A 14504-nucleotide genomic window follows, 5' to 3' on the forward strand; every position below is an offset into this window, starting at 1 on the left:
CGGCCCGCTTCTTGCTTTGATTTCGGCCGGGTACCGGCCGATGCGGCGAGAGGCGCGGCGCGTCGGTCGGGTGAAGTTTGCATATCTGGCCGTGCCGGCCCGGGCCATCCGGGGTGGCGGACGAGGTGGTCGCCTGTGGCGGCCGGCCGAGCGGGCGGCTGTGTCCTCATCTTGAGTTGGAGCGAACGTCGATCGAACCGCGGGGACTTTCGCTCCAGTCCTCTATCGTCATGCATCCGCTCTTTCCGAATGGATGCTCGGGGTGCCGGCAAGCATGAACGTCATCGACATCGAGGCGCTATCCCTGACCTTCGAGACCGGCGACGGGCCGGTACAGGCGCTCTCCAACATCGACCTTACGATCGCCAAGGGAGACTTCGTCTCCTTCATCGGCCCGTCGGGCTGCGGCAAGACGACGCTGCTCCGCGTCATCGCCGACCTCGAACGGCCGACCGGCGGCGCCATTTCCGTCAACGGCACCACGCCGGAACTGGCCCGCCTCGATCGCGCCTACGGCTACGTCTTCCAGGCGCCCGCCCTTTATCCCTGGCGCACCATCGCCCGGAATGTGGCGCTGCCGCTGGAGATCATGGGCCTCACCCGCGCCCAGCAGCAGGAGCGCATCGAGCGCAACCTCGCGCTGGTCAACCTCACCGGCTTCGAGAAGAAATACCCCTGGCAGCTTTCCGGCGGCATGCAGCAGCGCGCCTCGATCGCCCGCGCCCTTGCCGTCGAGCCCGACCTGCTGTTGATGGACGAGCCGTTCGGCGCCCTCGACGAGATCGTCCGCGACCACCTCAACGAGCAGCTTCTCCAGCTCTGGGCCAAGACCAGGAAGACGGTGGTGTTCGTCACCCACTCCATCCCCGAGGCCGTCTATCTCTCGACCAGGATCGTGGTGATGAGCCCGCGCCCCGGCCGCATCCACGACATTGTCGAGAGCGACCTGCCGCGCGGCCCCCGGCCGCTCGACATCCGCGAGACGCCGGAATTCCTGAAGCTCGCCCAGCGGGTGCGCGACGGCCTGAGAGCGGGGCACAGCTATGACGACTGAGGTCATCCCGCGGGCGGGGAGGGCGGCGGCATGATCAAGCCCTCCTTCTTCCGCCACAGCGTCGTTCCGGTATTGACGGTCATCGCCGTCATCATCGCGCTCTGGTACGTCGCGGCCCTGTTCATGAACCATTCCATGGTGGTGGCCGAGGCGCAGTTGAAGGGCCTCGCGTTCACCCCGTCGGCGACCTGGTACCGGTCCTGGGCGCTCGACAAGCCGCTGCTGCCGGCGCCGCACCAGGTGATCGCCGAATTGTGGAAGAGCACGGCCGGCCTGTCGATCGCCTCCAAGCGCAGCCTCGTCTACCATGGCTGGGTGACGCTGTCGGCGACGCTGCTCGGCTTCCTGCTCGGCACCCTCCTCGGCATCTTGCTGGCCATCGGCATCGTCCACCAGAAGGTGATGGACAAGTCGCTGATGCCCTGGATCATCGCCAGCCAGACGGTGCCGATCCTGGCGGTGGCGCCGATGCTGATCGTCGTGCTCAACGCCGTCGGCATCTCCGGCCTGCTGCCCAAGGCTCTGATCTCCACCTATCTCTCCTTCTTCCCGGTGGTGGTCGGCATGGTGAAGGGGCTGCGCTCGCCGGAAGCGATCCACCTCGACCTGATGCGCACCTACAACGCCGACGAGCTGCAGGTGTTCACCAAGCTGCGCTGGCCGGCATCGGTGCCCTTCCTGTTCGCCTCGCTCAAGGTGGGCATCGCCATTTCGCTGATCGGCGCCATCGTCGGCGAACTGCCGACCGGTGCGGTGGCCGGCCTCGGCGCCCGCTTGCTGTCCGGCTCCTACTACGGTCAGACCATCCAGATCTGGGCGGCGCTGTTCGCCGCCGCCTTCCTCGCCGGCATGCTGGTGCTGGTGGTCGGCTGGTCGGAGCGCCTCGTCATGCGCCTGATGGGCGCCCGTCCCGAGCGGAGGGCCGCCTGATGCTCCTCCTCCTGTTGATCGCCATCCTCGGCGTCGCGCTCGGCATCTCCTGGCTGTGCGTCTACCTCGTCCACCTGGGCGAGAGGCTGCCGGCGACGCGGCGCTTCGTCGACCTTGCGGTGCCGCTGTTGTTCGGCGTCATGCTCATCGCCGAGTGGGAGCTGGTGACGCGCGGCTTCGGCATCCCGGAAATCCTGCTGCCGGCGCCGTCGGTCATCCTGGCGGCGGCGGCCAACGCGCTGCCGACCCTGTGGGAAGACGTGATGCAGACCTTCGTCAGGTCGGTGCTGTCGGGCTACGTCGTCGGCTGCGGTCTCGGCTTTCTGGCGGCGCTCGTCATCAACCGTTCCGATTTCCTGAAGCGCGGCCTGTTGCCGCTCGGCAACTTCGTGTCGGCGCTGCCGATCGTCGGCGTCGCGCCGATCGCCGTCATGTGGTTCGGCTTCGACTGGCAATCCAAGGCGGCGGTCATCGTGCTGATGACCTTCTTCCCGATGCTGGTCAACACCGAGGCGGGGCTCGCCGCCGCCGGCCATATGGAGCGCGACCTGATGCGCACCTACGCCGCCACCTGGGGCGACGAGATGCGCCGCCTGCGCCTGCCGGCCGCCTGGCCGTTCATCTTCAACGCGCTGAAGATCAATTCGACGCTGGCGCTGATCGGCGCCATCGTCGCCGAGTTCTTCGGCGCGCCGACCTATGGCGTCGGCTTCCGCATCTCCACCGAAATGGGCCGCATGAACACCGCCATGGTCTGGGCGGAAATCGGCGTCGCGGCCATTCTCGGGTCGGTCTTCTACGGCGTCATCGCGCTCGTCGAGCGGCGCGTGACCTTCTGGCATCCGTCTGTCCGCAAAGGGCAGAGGTGAACCCGGCGGCGGCAACCGCCGCCGGCAATCAAAAAAGGGGAACGACATGACCAACACCATGACCAAGCTGGCTCTTGCCAGTGCCCTGGCGCTGACGGCCTTCGGGGCCGAAGCCGCCGACAAGCTGACGCTGCAACTGAAATGGGTGACGCAGGCCCAGTTCGCCGGTTATTTCGTCGCGAAAGACAAGGGCTACTACGAGGCCGAGGGGCTCGACGTCGAGATCAAGCCCGGCGGCCCCAACATCGCCCCCGAGCAGATCATCGCCGGCGGCGGCGCCGACGTGATCGTCGACTGGATGGGCGCCGCGCTGGCCGCCCGCGAAAAGGGCGTGCCGCTCGTCAACATCGCCCAGCCCTACAAGAACGCCGGCCTCGAGATCATCTGTCCGGCCGATAGCCCGATCAAGAAGGTGGAGGACTTCAAGGGCCACACCATCGGCGTCTGGTTCTACGGCAACGAGGTGCCGTTCTTCGCCCTGATGAACAAATACGGCCTGAGCACCGAAGGCGGCGCCGACGGCGTCAAGGTGCTGCAGCAGAGCTTCGATGTGCAGCCGCTGATCCAGAAGCAGGCCGACTGCATCCACGTCATGACCTACAACGAGCTCGGCCAGGCCTATGACGCCGGCTATACGCCCGACAAGCTCACCGTCTTCTCCTACACCGAGATGGGCGACAATCTTCTCGAGGACGGCCTCTACGTGCTGGAGCCGAGCCTGAAGGACGCCGCCCTCAAGGACAAGCTCGTCCGCTTCGTCCGCGCCTCCATGAAGGGCTGGACCTACGCCAAGGACAATCCCGAGGACGCGGCCGACATCGTGCTCGACAACGACACCACCGGCGCCCAGACCAAGGAGCACCAGCTCTACATGATCAAGGAGGTCGCCAAGCTCCTGGGAGATTCCACCGGCGTGCTCGACGAGGCCGCCTATGCCCGTACCGAGAAGGCGGTGCTCGACCAGAAGATCATCACCAAGAAGCCGGAAGGCGCCTGGACGCACGAGATCACCGACGCCGCGCTGAAGTGACGACGGCCGGCTGTTGGAAGATCACGCCGCGCGGAGGGACGCTCCGCGCGGCGCTTTGCAACGATATGGGAGCGTCGTCCGGAAGGCGGCGCCGGTTTTTCCTCATAACGCTGTAACGACAACAAGATAAGCGACGCCTGGAGCAATTTCAGCAAAAGCGGGAACCGGTTTTGCGTCCGAAATTGCGGCTAATCAAAGAGATGGAGCATTTCCGGCGAACCTGTTTTCGCCGGAAATACTCTAGCGTTCGTCGGAACGGCGCATGGCCTCGGGGAGGGCACGGCCGATGGCAAACGTTGCCGGGTCGAGGCCTGAATTCAAACGAGAAGTCGGTTCAGTCCGGCCAGAAAATCGCCGAGGCGCTGGCGGTGGGCGCAATAATAGATGGTCCGTCCGTCGCGACGGGTCAGGACGAGGCCGTCCGACCTGAGACGGGCGAGCTGTTGTGATACCGCAGGTTGCGGAAGGTCGAGCTTCCGCTCCAGCTCGCCGACCGAGCATTCCTTGCGGGAAAGATGCACCAGAATGGCGAGACGCTGTTCATGGGACAGCGCCCGGACGGTGCGGCAGAGGTCGTGGATCAGCAACGGGACGGCCACCCTTCCGTCGTCAACTGAATCGTTCTGACTTGTGTCTTGCATGGCTCAGTTCACCTCGACACGAGAGGTGCCTTCCCTGACAATAAATCGTCAACTGTAAGGAAACACAAGACGAGTCAGAGGCGTTTGGTTGACTACGGTGAGGTAGTCCGGCCGGCGTTCGTAATCTTGGCGAGCAAAAATAACAAAGAGAACCAAAAGGCGAAATATGGTGAACAAAATATCGGTTGGAGAGATTTGCGGGGAGATTTTAGAAACGGTGAATTTGCCGGGGGATTTCAAACAGGTAGGCGGCCATCGCGTGAAGCGGGCTTGGACGATCGCCAAGCGGGGGAATCTGCAGTCCGGAGAATCCTAAACCATTGGTTGTTTTTACTCTAGTAAATTTTCTTGAGGAAATCCGAGCGATCACCTGAGGGCGTCTCATCGGCGAGCTTCCCTTTTCCGGTCCGCGGCCCGCCGGCTCGGGAATCGAAACGTCGCCGCATCCGATCCGGATACGGCGACGCCGGCAGGATAGCGATCACTTCAGCGAGCCGACCAACGAGGTGCGGGCATCCTCGATCAGATCCCAGCTATTGGGATCGCGCGTCGACTGACGCTTGAGATAGGTATAGGGCGTGTCGGCCCAGACGAGGATCTTGTCCGTCTTGTTGTCGAGCACCACGTCGCCGCGATTGGTGCGGACGGTCAGAACCGCGTGACCGGAGCCGGTCTCGTCGCGCACCACGGTGATCAGCAGCGCGCTCTGCGGCCAGCCCGACTGTATCAGGTCCCGCCGCTTTTCGAGCACGTAGTCCTCGCAGTCGCCGGCGAGCTTGGGATAGTCCCAGCGTTCGAGTACGCCGTAGATTTCCATGTCGGTGGCCGGCAGCACGGCGGTGTTGACCGCCGTGTTGACCTGGTTGAGCTGGTTCCATACCGCCTGGGTCAGGGTGACGACCTGGTCGATGTCCTTTTGAGGCCGGCAATCGGCGGGATAGGTGGCGCAGAACTGCACGTAGCCGACCGGAGGGGCCGCGACGCCGTGGATGCTCATCAGCTTTTCGGTAGCCCAGCCGGTTTGAGCGGCAAGCATGGCCGAAAAACACAGAACCGTTCTTGTTAGCGTCGCGATCTTTATCATCGTCGTGACGTCTCCCTGTTGTTGTCAGGAGAATGACACAGTTGTTTTTCGGTCGCGTGAAATAGAAAAATCAAAACGCCATTATCTTGGAAATGATCTGTTTACGAAAATTTTCGTCTTGTTTTAGGGTTTGTTTATACTAATAAGAACGGTCATATTTACTTCCCATCCACCATGGCCCGGCCCGGCCGATCCAGGCGTTAACGCTTGACGGACCGATGGGTTGCCACCCGGCCCGGACTCTCCGTCCTGTCCGGTTTCGGTACTGCCGCTTCTCGAAGCTGCATTAACCCTGCCAGAGGGAGGTGTCCTCCGTTGGCACAGATGCGGTGTTTCCGGAAAGACGAAGGCGGGCGCACTGGTTCGCCTCGGACAGGCGCAGGCGTCGCCGGCGGTCCGGCGGGATGACGGCCGGCCTGTGAGGAAATCGAGGCGTGGTTATCGAAGGGGAAACGCCGGAGCATCGGACCGAAAGTGGCTCCGCCTTTCGGCAAAATCCGATGCACCAACAAAGACTAGAGCGGCAGCCCGAGTACGCGAACGTTCGATGACAGCTCTATACATGGGAACAAAGGGATAGGTCGGCGCCCCGGGTACGCTGCACGGATCTATCCGGGCGTCCGTCGCTCTGGAAGACGCGGCGATACCGCGCCGTCGTCAGAGATTGTTCTTCAGCATGTCCTCGGACTGCAGCATCGCGAATTCCACGGCGATGCCGTCGCTGAAGTGGCGCACCACGCGGGCCCGCATGCGCCCGAGCGTGACCGAGGTACCGAGCGGCGGCCGGATGTTGGTGGCGACGGCCGCGCCGGAAAGCGACACGTCGATGATCTTGCAGCGGCTTTCCTGCCCGTCGGGCAGGACCAGGTTGGAGAACGGGCGCTGCGGCGTGATGCGTTCGTGGCGCCGGTCTTCGGGCAGGTTGAGGGTATCGCGGTTGGCGAGCCACGTCAGTTGGGCGGCGAGCCTCTCGCGCTTGCCGGCCGTGGCGTTCACCGTCATGGCGAAGCCGCCCTCGAACAGCCGGGTGATCTGCCCCTCGATGCGGCCGACATGGTCGAGATAGGCGACGACCCGCTCGCCGACATCGCCGGCGACCGGCGTTATCAGCGCCGCGCCGCCGGGCGACATGTCCTGGACCTGGCAGGGATATTCGTTGCGGTTGGGCAGCATGAAGCGGCCGAGCACGTCGATTTTTACGCGCTGAAACCGCCGACGTTCCGGTTTGGGAAATCTGCTCGCACGAAGAGGCGCCGTAGCCGCGAGGGTTGCCATGCCGCTGTCCACTGGTCGGCCAGATCCGGCCACTTTCCATGTAACGGTAAGCATCCAACCTTAAGATTAAGTTTAGTGGGCGTGCGACCGGATCAGTCGGCCCGGCCGCCCTCGATGACGCGGAAATGGCGGAAGGTCCGCCCCGGCAGCGTGTGGGCGGCGGGCCGGCTGCGATCGATGCTGAGCGAGGGCGGCTCGTGGCGGACGGGAGCCCGGCCGTGCGTGCCGTCGACCTTCTCGCTGTTCAGCAGGAAGGCGGGCTTCTCGTCCGGCCAGATCAGCCGCAGGCTCTGCAAGGGCTGCCGCACGACGGGATAGAGGCCGAGCCAATAGGGCTGGTCCATCGGCGCGAAGCAGCCGAGGATGCGGGTGTGGTTCGCTCCCTGGTGCCTGAGCGGCAGGAAAATCACCTCCACCGGCATGATCTGGCCGCGGTCGTTGGTGGCGCTGAGGCCGAACACGGCGGCGGCGCCGTCCTCGACCACCGCCGCCAGCAGGCAGGCGATGGATTCCCGATCCTTGCCCGACCAGAAGTCGAGCACGTTGCGCCCCTTCAGCTCGCGGCCGTAAGCGGCGCAAATGCGGGTGCCGGCCAGGCGGAAGGAATAGGTCTGGCGGTCGAGCGCCTCGAGGATGAAGGTATCGCCGAGAATGCCGCGGATGGCGGCCGGGTCCACTTCGTTGCGCTCCGGCGCCGCCCGCCGGCCGCGCAGGTTCGTCCAATATTCATAAAGAGAACGCGCGACGACGCTTTTCATCGAAATCCCCGCAAGACCAGAGCGACCCGGCTCGATTTGCCTGTGATGGGACGCGGCGCCATGCCATTTCGGCACAGGGGCAACACGTCCTAAACCAACTGATGGGTCCTGAGCAGGCTGCGTGCCAGAAGATGTCCGTTGTCCCCACTGTTCTCGGGGGAAAGGGGATCGGCGGTTGAAAAATGAATGCGTGTAGCGTGGTCGCTCCCTCGACCCTTGCTAGAAAGGGGCAAATTCCGGCAATGACGTTATATTAACTCTGAAGAAACGCGTCGGTCGCGGAGGGCCGAACGCTTTGTGTCGGATTTGGTTTATGGCCGGTTATCGCAATGGATGCATTTTGAAGGATCGGTTCCTCGGCCGCCGGCTGCTCCATCGCGGCACCGCTGCGTTGCCGCTGTGCCTTTTTGACTGCGCTCTGGCACCGCTTCCGTCTTTGCGATAAAGCGCTGTCGGAGCTCGCGGCATGGCGGGCATCGAGGAAGCCGCGATGCAGAGCGATAACGACAATCAGCAACCGATGTTCAACCTGCCTCGGGTGATCCTCGCCTTCATCCTGCTGTCGGTCGGCATTTTCGTTGGCCGCACCTGGTATCTCGGCGGGGACGGGGTCGCGACCTTCCTGCTCACCTTCTGCTTCACGCCGATGCGCTACCAGTACCTGGCGTCGGGCGTCGGGTTTCCCGGCGGCTGGCCGGCCGGTCTGTGGAGCCCGTTCACCTACGTCTTCCTGAGTCCGACGCCGTCCAGCCTGGTGTTCGATCTTCTCTGGCTGACGGCTTTCGGCACCGCGGTGGCGCGCCGCTTCGGAGCGTGGCGCTTCATCTTCTTCTCGGCGACGGCCGCCGTCGTCGGCGCCGGCCTGTTCTGGCTGCTCGCCAGGGATTCCCAGGCGGTGCTGCTCGGCCCGAACTTCGTCGTGGCAGCCCTGCTCGGCGCGGCCATCCGCTTCATCTACGCCGCCGGCCTGGGCGGCATCATGACCATGGGCGGCGACGCCTGGCGACAGCCGGCGCTCGGCATCGTCGAGATGTGGTCGGATGTCCGGGTGCTGCAACTGCTCGGCTTCATCTTCGCGGCCAACACGCTGTTCGCCGTGCTCTATGCCTCCTCCGGCCTCGACGGGCGGATGCTGCTGCACAACGCGCTCGGCTACATCGCCGGTATCCTGCTGTTCTCGCTGTTCGATCCCCGGTCGTCGGCGGCGAACCGGCCCGGCTAAGGGAAAATCCCTAGGTCGGGCTTGCCAGACCGCCCGATTCATTCCATCCTTCATGCGGGAAAACGAGGAGCGAGCCGCCGACCGACAGGCGGCCTTCCTCGTCGGGGACAAGCTGGAGGGATGGAAATGACGACCGTCAAGCAAATTCTGTCCGCCAAGGGCGAAGACGTGATCACCGGCGATCGTTCGATGTCGCTTGGCCAGGCGGTGGCGAGACTCGCCGGCAACCGGATCGGCGCGCTGATTTTCATCGATGAAGATCGCCGCGTCATCGGCATCCTGTCGGAGCGCGACATCGTCGCATCGCTGGCCCTGCATGGCGCGCGCGTGCTCGAGGAGCTCGCCACCGCGCACATGACGCGCAAGGTCAGCACCTGCACGCGGGACGATACGGTCGAGGATCTGATGGACACGATGACCGCCGGCCGTTTCCGTCATCTGCCGGTGGTGGAGGACGGCAGGCTGGTGGGCATGGTGTCGATCGGCGACGTCGTCAAGCATCGTGTCGCCGACATCGAGCATCAGGCGTCCGAGATCCGCAATTACCTTTTCACCACCTGAATCGGCCGCCCAGCGATCGGTTCGGGCATGGTTTTCCCCGGCATGCGGCGCGGAATCGCGTCGCGTGGCAATAAATTTCGCTTTCAGGGTAGGAAGTTAGAACGCTATCGCCTTATTGCCCATAGCGATTGGGCCAAAATTGGTTGCGCTTCGGCGCGAGGCCGCTAAGATTTTCGTCAAGCCCGGTCGATTGGGTGGGCGGCCTGTCTCGCGACGCGGGTGGCCGCGCGAACAACGGTTCCGCCAGCGGCGGAGCTCATGAACAGGTTGAAACGTTCTGTTTCGGCGATCGTCAGGAAGGCGGCTTGCCCGGCGACTTGAAGATCGTGAAGGCACGAAGGAGACCCGCGATGAGCCTGACCCGTAGCCTCAACACCCTCGTCGTCTGCGCCGCGTTTCTGTTCGTCGTTGCCATCGTGGCCGGCGTCATCTGAAATCGCGCAGGTCCAGTCCTCGAGAAGCCGATCGGCGGCAGCCCGCTGGTCGGCTTTTCTCTTTGGACTTCGCATTCAGGCGATGATGATGCGCTCGACTTCGGCGCGCCGGGAATCGAAGCGGCCGAAGATGCGCGCGGAGAGGGCGCGCTCGCCCTTCAGCACGATGGTGGCGTTGCCGTCGAACAGGCAGTCGACGGTGCTGATCGTATTGGAATGCGCCTCGATGCGATCGAGCTCGGGAGCGGCGCCCCCGGCGGCAAGGCTGGTCCAGGCCGGCGTGGCCTCGAAATGGAAGCGGCGGATAGCGTCGGCGATCATGGTCTTGGTCGGGTTCATGGCACGGTCCCTGGCTCCCGAATACGGGAGAACACATACGCGAGAAGCGTTATTTGTTGGCTAATGACGACAAAACTAAGGCGTCTCACCGGCCCGCCACCTTCGTCGGCCCCTCGGCGGCGGCCAACCTCAAGCCTTTGCATTGAAGAAGATTTTCCCGGAGCGCATGGGAGAAGCCGTCGATTTGCTGTGGACAAAACAGGAACATTCGGTCATGTTTCGTCAACCCTGTTCGCAGCTTTCTCGGACGAGGGGCGATTCCCGCGTCGGAGATGTCATGGCCAAGCGCACCACCCAATTCGTCTGCCAGTCCTGCGGCGCCGTCAGTCCGCGCTGGGTGGGCAAGTGCGAGGCCTGCGGCGCCTGGAACTCCTTCGTCGAGGAAGTGGGCGGCGGCGTCGGCATCGGCTCGGCCGTCTTCGGTCAGAAGGGCAGGCCGATGCGCAAGGGGCGCGTCGTGCCGCTGGTGGAACTGTCCGGCGAGATTGCCCAGACGCCGCGCCTCGAATCCGGCATCGTCGAGCTCGACCGCGTCACCGGCGGCGGCTTCGTCCGGGGATCGGCGCTGCTCGTCGGCGGCGATCCAGGCATCGGCAAGTCGACCCTGCTCATCCAGGCGGCGGCGACGCTGGCCCGCAAGGGCGCGCGCGTCGTCTACGTGTCGGGCGAGGAGGCGGTGGCGCAGGTGCGCCTCAGGGCCGAGCGGCTGGGCCTTTCCGACGCGCCGGTGTCGCTCGCCGCCGAAACCTCCGTCGAGGACATCCTGACGACGCTCGCCGACGGTCCGGTGCCCGATCTGGTCGTCATCGATTCCATCCAGACGCTGTGGACGGAGGTGGTCGAGTCCGGCCCGGGCACGGTGACGCAGGTGCGCACCGCCGCCCAGGCCATGGTCCGCTACGCCAAGGAAAGCGGCGCCACCGTCGTCCTGGTCGGCCACGTCACCAAGGACGGTTCGATCGCCGGCCCCAGGGTCGTCGAGCACATGGTCGACGCCGTTCTCTATTTCGAGGGCGACGGCGCCCACCATTTCCGCGTGCTGCGGTCGGTCAAGAACCGCTTCGGCCCCACCGACGAGATCGGCGTGTTCGAGATGACCGGCGGCGGCTTGCGGGAAGTGCCGAACCCGTCGGAGCTGTTCATGGGCGAGCGCGACGGCTCGTCGGCCGGCGCCGCCGTGTTCGCCGGCATGGAGGGCACCCGGCCGATGCTGGTGGAGATCCAGGCGCTGGTGGCGCCGACCTCGCTCGGCACGCCGCGCCGCGCCGTCGTCGGCTGGGACGGCAGCCGGCTCGCCATGATCCTCGCCGTGCTGGAGGCCCATTGCGGCGTGCGGTTCGGCCAGCACGACGTCTATCTCGCCGTTGCCGGCGGCCTGCGCATTCAAGAGCCGGCCGCCGACCTCGCCGTCGCCGCCGCGCTGGTTTCCTCGCTGGCCGGCACGCCGCTCGGCCATGACTGCGTCTATTTCGGCGAGGTCAGCCTGTCGGGCGCCGTTCGGCCGGTAGCGCACGCGGCCGCCCGCCTCAAGGAGGCGGAGAAGCTGGGTTTCGCGCGGGCGGTGGGGCCGAAGCTGGCGAGCGGCGAGGCGCCGGCCGGCCTGAGGCGGGCGGCCGTCGCCCAACTGGTCGATCTCGTCACGCGCATCGCCGCCGATGGGGCCGGCGCGGCGCCGCCGCGCCGCGAGCAGCGTGGATAAGCGAAACGGCGAAAGGCGTCGCCGCCGTCCGTTGATTGAATTTGCGAGTTCGGACCATTACCGTTAGTTCGGTATCGGCGTGAAGGAATCAGGGCCGGGCTTCCGCGCCAAAGGGGCAGAGATGTCGATTACGCTACTCGACGGGATCCTCATCGTGGTCATGCTGATCTCGGCGTTGCTCGCCATGATCCGTGGCTTCGTGCGCGAGGTGCTGTCGATCGCCGCCTGGGTGGCCGCCGCGGTCGCCGCCTTCCTGCTCTACGACGACGTCCTGCCCTTCGTTCAGCCGCATATCTCGCAGAAGCAGCTGGCGCTGGTGGCCTCGGCCGGCGGCGTCTTCGTGATAACGCTGATCATCGTCAGCTTCATCACCATGCGCATCTCCGACTACGTGCTCGACAGCCGCATCGGCCCGCTCGACCGCACGCTGGGCTTCGTGTTCGGCGCGGCGCGCGGCCTCCTGCTGGTGGTCGTCGGCATGCTGTTCTTCAACTGGTTCATTCACGACGAGGCGTCCCAGCCGACCTGGGTCGCCCAGGCCAAGTCGCGGCCGCTGCTCAATGCGCTCGGCGCCCAGCTGATGGCGGCGCTGCCCGAGGATCCCGAAAAGCAGATCCTCGACCAGTTCCAGAATCCCAGCCTCGACGACGGCTCGCCCGTTCCCGACGGCGACGAAAGCCAGCCGCCGGCCGATGATGCCGCGCCCGGCAACGCGGCGCCCGACGATGGCGCCTACAGGCCGGGCGAACAGAACGGCCTCGACCAGCTCATCCAGTCGACCACCACCGCGCCCAAGCCGTGAGAGGCCGTCTGGAAAGTCTACTCCGGCGGCCGTCTGACGTGTCTCCGGGCGGTCTTGGGAGGACGATATGCGAATGCGTCGGATCGGTCCGGCGCATTTGACGTTTTGAAGACGGCGCCGGATGCATTATATGCCTGCCTGCGCGACGATCTTCGGGCGTCCCCGGGCGTTGGACGGAACCGCGCCGTCATTGCGGATCCGGCCGATCGGGTCTTGCGGTCCTTATTTTGGAAGATCCGGCGTGGCGTCGCGGATTTTCCGGCATCCCCGGCCTTGCGTGGCAATCGGTCGGGATCAGATGAAATCTCGAAAGTGGGTAGGCCAACCATGGACGATTTCACCCTCGACCCGTTCGCCGCCGATGCCGACGACCGTTTCCACGAGGAATGCGGCGTGTTCGGCGTGTTCGGCGTGGAAAACGCTTCGGCGCTCGCCGCGCTGGGGCTGCATGCCCTGCAGCATCGCGGCCAGGAGGCGGCCGGCATCACCACCTTCGACGGCAAGGAATTCTACACCGAGCGGCACATCGGCCTCGTCGGCGACAACTTCACCAAGGCCAAGGTGCTGGCCCGCCTGCCGGGCGACCGGGCGATCGGCCACACGCGCTACTCCACCACCGGCGGCTCCGGCCTGCGCAACGTTCAGCCGCTTTACGCCGAGCTGTCGGCCGGCGGCTTCGCGCTGGCCCACAACGGCAACCTGACCAACGCCATGACCATCCAGCGCGACCTTCAGCGCCGGGGCGCCATCTTCCAGTCGACGTCCGACACCGAGACCATCCTCCACCTAGTCGCCACCAGCCAGAAGGCGGCGATGGTCGACAAGGTGGTCGACGCGCTGCGCGTCGTCGAGGGCGCCTATTCCGTCGTCTGCATGAGCCAGGAGAAGATGATCGGTTGCCGCGATCCCTTCGGCATCCGGCCGCTGATCCTCGGCGATCTCGACGGCGCGGTCATCCTCGCCTCCGAGACCTGCGCCCTCGACATCATCGGCGCCCATTTCGTCCGCGAGATCGAGCCGGGCGAAATGGTGGTGGTCACCGAGCGCGGCATCGAGAGCCTTCGCCCGTTCGAGCGGCGGCCGTCTCGCTTCTGCATCTTCGAATATGTCTATTTCGCCCGGCCGGACTCGGTTTATGCCGGCACATCGGTCTACCAGGTGAGAAAGCGCATCGGCGCCGAGCTCGCCCGCGAGACGCCGGCCGTTGCCGATGTGGTGATCCCGGTGCCCGACAGCGGCACCCCGGCCGCCATCGGCTTTGCCGAGGCATCCGGCATACCCTTCGATTTCGGCATCATCCGCAACCACTATGTCGGCCGCACCTTCATCGCGCCGACCGACACCATCCGCCACATGGGCGTGAAGCTGAAGCACAACGCCAACCGCACGGTGATCGAGGGCAAGCGCATCGTGCTGGTGGACGACTCGATCGTCCGCGGCACCACCTCGCTCAAGATCGTGCAGATGATGCGCGAGGCCGGTGCCGCCGAGGTGCACATGCGCATCGCCTCGCCGCCGACCACCGATTCCTGCTTCTACGGCGTCGACACGCCCGAGAAGGGCAAGCTCCTGGCCTCGCGCATGTCGATCGAGGAAATGACGCGCTACATCCAGGTCGACAGCCTCGGCTTCCTGTCGATCGACGGCCTCTACCGCGCCGTCGGCTCCGCCGTCCGCAACAACGAGCTGCCGCAGTATTGCGACGCCTGCTTCACCGGCGACTACCCGACGACGCTGACCGACGCCGCCGGCTCCGGCCCGGTGCGCCAGCTTTCGCTGCTGGCCGACGCCGGCTGACCGCCCACG

15 protein-coding genes are annotated in these 14504 nt (G+C 65.2%); 10 read left to right on the forward strand and 5 right to left on the reverse strand.

Annotated features, from left to right (window positions below):
- The first annotated feature begins 274 nt into the window (after positions 1-274).
- From CJ014_RS14415 to CJ014_RS14430, 4 genes are read left to right on the forward strand one after another with little or no spacing between them, the layout of a single operon-like run.
- Complete coding sequence (locus tag CJ014_RS14415) at positions 275-1054, forward strand: ABC transporter ATP-binding protein (protein ID WP_100081188.1); 780 nt, start codon at positions 275-277, stop codon at positions 1052-1054.
- A gap of 30 nt (positions 1055-1084) precedes the next feature.
- Complete coding sequence (locus CJ014_RS14420; RefSeq protein ID WP_100081189.1) at positions 1085-1984, forward strand: ABC transporter permease; 900 nt, start codon at positions 1085-1087, stop codon at positions 1982-1984.
- On the forward strand, positions 1984-2853 hold the full coding sequence (locus CJ014_RS14425; protein WP_100081190.1) for an ABC transporter permease: 870 nt from the start codon (positions 1984-1986) through the stop codon (positions 2851-2853). Before CJ014_RS14420 ends, CJ014_RS14425 begins: the two co-directional genes overlap by 1 nt.
- 46 nt (positions 2854-2899) lie before the next feature.
- On the forward strand, positions 2900-3883 hold the full coding sequence (locus tag CJ014_RS14430; RefSeq protein WP_425351921.1) for an ABC transporter substrate-binding protein: 984 nt from the start codon (positions 2900-2902) through the stop codon (positions 3881-3883).
- Positions 3884-4200: 317 nt separating this feature from the next.
- Here the strand turns inward: CJ014_RS14430 and CJ014_RS14435 are convergent, their stop codons facing one another.
- The 4 genes from CJ014_RS14435 to CJ014_RS14450 form a co-directional block, all read right to left on the reverse strand.
- Positions 4201-4524: an ArsR/SmtB family transcription factor gene (locus CJ014_RS14435; RefSeq protein WP_100081191.1), complete on the reverse strand. Its 324-nt coding sequence runs from the start codon at positions 4522-4524 to the stop codon at positions 4201-4203.
- A 481-nt stretch (positions 4525-5005) separates the two neighbouring features.
- Positions 5006-5521, reverse strand: a complete 516-nt coding sequence (locus tag CJ014_RS14440) for a transglutaminase-like cysteine peptidase (protein ID WP_100081192.1) — start codon at positions 5519-5521, stop codon at positions 5006-5008.
- 744 nt (positions 5522-6265) lie between these two features.
- Positions 6266-6883: a PilZ domain-containing protein gene (locus CJ014_RS14445; protein ID WP_100081193.1), complete on the reverse strand. Its 618-nt coding sequence runs from the start codon at positions 6881-6883 to the stop codon at positions 6266-6268.
- A 92-nt stretch (positions 6884-6975) separates the two neighbouring features.
- On the reverse strand, positions 6976-7641 hold the full coding sequence (locus tag CJ014_RS14450; RefSeq protein WP_100081194.1) for a PAS domain-containing protein: 666 nt from the start codon (positions 7639-7641) through the stop codon (positions 6976-6978).
- Positions 7642-8107: 466 nt separating this feature from the next.
- Between CJ014_RS14450 and CJ014_RS14455 the strand changes: the two genes are divergently transcribed.
- The 3 genes from CJ014_RS14455 to CJ014_RS27565 all read left to right on the forward strand — a co-directional run bounded on the left by CJ014_RS14455 (position 8108) and on the right by CJ014_RS27565 (position 9858).
- Entirely contained in the window at positions 8108-8863 is a 756-nt protein-coding gene (locus CJ014_RS14455; RefSeq protein ID WP_100081195.1) for a rhomboid family intramembrane serine protease, read from the forward strand.
- A gap of 126 nt (positions 8864-8989) precedes the next feature.
- Positions 8990-9424 carry a CBS domain-containing protein gene (locus CJ014_RS14460; protein WP_100081317.1) on the forward strand — a complete coding sequence of 145 codons (435 nt, stop codon included), beginning with the start codon at positions 8990-8992 and terminating at the stop codon, positions 9422-9424.
- A 194-nt stretch (positions 9425-9618) separates the two neighbouring features.
- Positions 9619-9858, forward strand: coding sequence for a hypothetical protein (locus CJ014_RS27565; RefSeq protein ID WP_133121858.1), 240 nt, complete (start codon positions 9619-9621; stop codon positions 9856-9858).
- 75 nt (positions 9859-9933) lie between these two features.
- Here the strand turns inward: CJ014_RS27565 and CJ014_RS14465 are convergent, their stop codons facing one another.
- Positions 9934-10197: a hypothetical protein gene (locus CJ014_RS14465; RefSeq protein ID WP_100081196.1), complete on the reverse strand. Its 264-nt coding sequence runs from the start codon at positions 10195-10197 to the stop codon at positions 9934-9936.
- A gap of 277 nt (positions 10198-10474) precedes the next feature.
- On the opposite strand from CJ014_RS14465, the gene radA reads away from it, so the two are divergent.
- The 3 genes from radA to purF all read left to right on the forward strand — a co-directional run bounded on the left by radA (position 10475) and on the right by purF (position 14495).
- The gene (gene radA, locus CJ014_RS14470) at positions 10475-11896 is read left to right on the forward strand and encodes a DNA repair protein RadA (protein WP_100081197.1); all 1422 of its coding nucleotides are present in this window, start codon (positions 10475-10477) and stop codon (positions 11894-11896) included.
- A gap of 121 nt (positions 11897-12017) precedes the next feature.
- Positions 12018-12698, forward strand: coding sequence for a CvpA family protein (locus tag CJ014_RS14475; RefSeq protein WP_100081198.1), 681 nt, complete (start codon positions 12018-12020; stop codon positions 12696-12698).
- Positions 12699-13025: 327 nt separating this feature from the next.
- Complete coding sequence (gene purF, locus CJ014_RS14480) at positions 13026-14495, forward strand: amidophosphoribosyltransferase (RefSeq protein WP_100081199.1); 1470 nt, start codon at positions 13026-13028, stop codon at positions 14493-14495.
- The last annotated feature ends 9 nt before the right edge of the window (positions 14496-14504 follow it).

The sequence above is a fragment of the Pleomorphomonas carboxyditropha genome, from assembly GCF_002770725.1.
In the GTDB taxonomy this organism is placed as follows: Bacteria; Pseudomonadota; Alphaproteobacteria; order Rhizobiales; family Pleomorphomonadaceae; genus Pleomorphomonas; species Pleomorphomonas carboxyditropha.

Bases quoted from the DNA above. Each gene is read 5' to 3' on its own strand.
- radA (WP_100081197.1), top strand. From the start codon at position 10,475: ATGGCCAAGCGCACCACCCAATTCGTCTGCCAGTCCTGCGGCGCCGTC.
- CJ014_RS14455 (WP_100081195.1), top strand. From the start codon at position 8,108: ATGGCGGGCATCGAGGAAGCCGCGATGCAGAGCGATAACGACAATCAG.
- CJ014_RS14420 (WP_100081189.1), top strand. From the start codon at position 1,085: ATGATCAAGCCCTCCTTCTTCCGCCACAGCGTCGTTCCGGTATTGACG.
- CJ014_RS14450 (WP_100081194.1), bottom strand. From the start codon at position 7,641: ATGAAAAGCGTCGTCGCGCGTTCTCTTTATGAATATTGGACGAACCTG.
- CJ014_RS14440 (WP_100081192.1), bottom strand. From the start codon at position 5,521: ATGAGCATCCACGGCGTCGCGGCCCCTCCGGTCGGCTACGTGCAGTTC.
- CJ014_RS14460 (WP_100081317.1), top strand. From the start codon at position 8,990: ATGACGACCGTCAAGCAAATTCTGTCCGCCAAGGGCGAAGACGTGATC.
- CJ014_RS14435 (WP_100081191.1), bottom strand. From the start codon at position 4,524: ATGCAAGACACAAGTCAGAACGATTCAGTTGACGACGGAAGGGTGGCC.
- CJ014_RS14430 (WP_425351921.1), top strand. From the start codon at position 2,900: ATGACCAACACCATGACCAAGCTGGCTCTTGCCAGTGCCCTGGCGCTG.
- purF (WP_100081199.1), top strand. From the start codon at position 13,026: ATGGACGATTTCACCCTCGACCCGTTCGCCGCCGATGCCGACGACCGT.
- CJ014_RS14445 (WP_100081193.1), bottom strand. From the start codon at position 6,883: ATGGCAACCCTCGCGGCTACGGCGCCTCTTCGTGCGAGCAGATTTCCC.
- CJ014_RS14425 (WP_100081190.1), top strand. From the start codon at position 1,984: ATGCTCCTCCTCCTGTTGATCGCCATCCTCGGCGTCGCGCTCGGCATC.
- CJ014_RS14415 (WP_100081188.1), top strand. From the start codon at position 275: ATGAACGTCATCGACATCGAGGCGCTATCCCTGACCTTCGAGACCGGC.
- CJ014_RS14465 (WP_100081196.1), bottom strand. From the start codon at position 10,197: ATGAACCCGACCAAGACCATGATCGCCGACGCTATCCGCCGCTTCCAT.
- CJ014_RS14475 (WP_100081198.1), top strand. From the start codon at position 12,018: ATGTCGATTACGCTACTCGACGGGATCCTCATCGTGGTCATGCTGATC.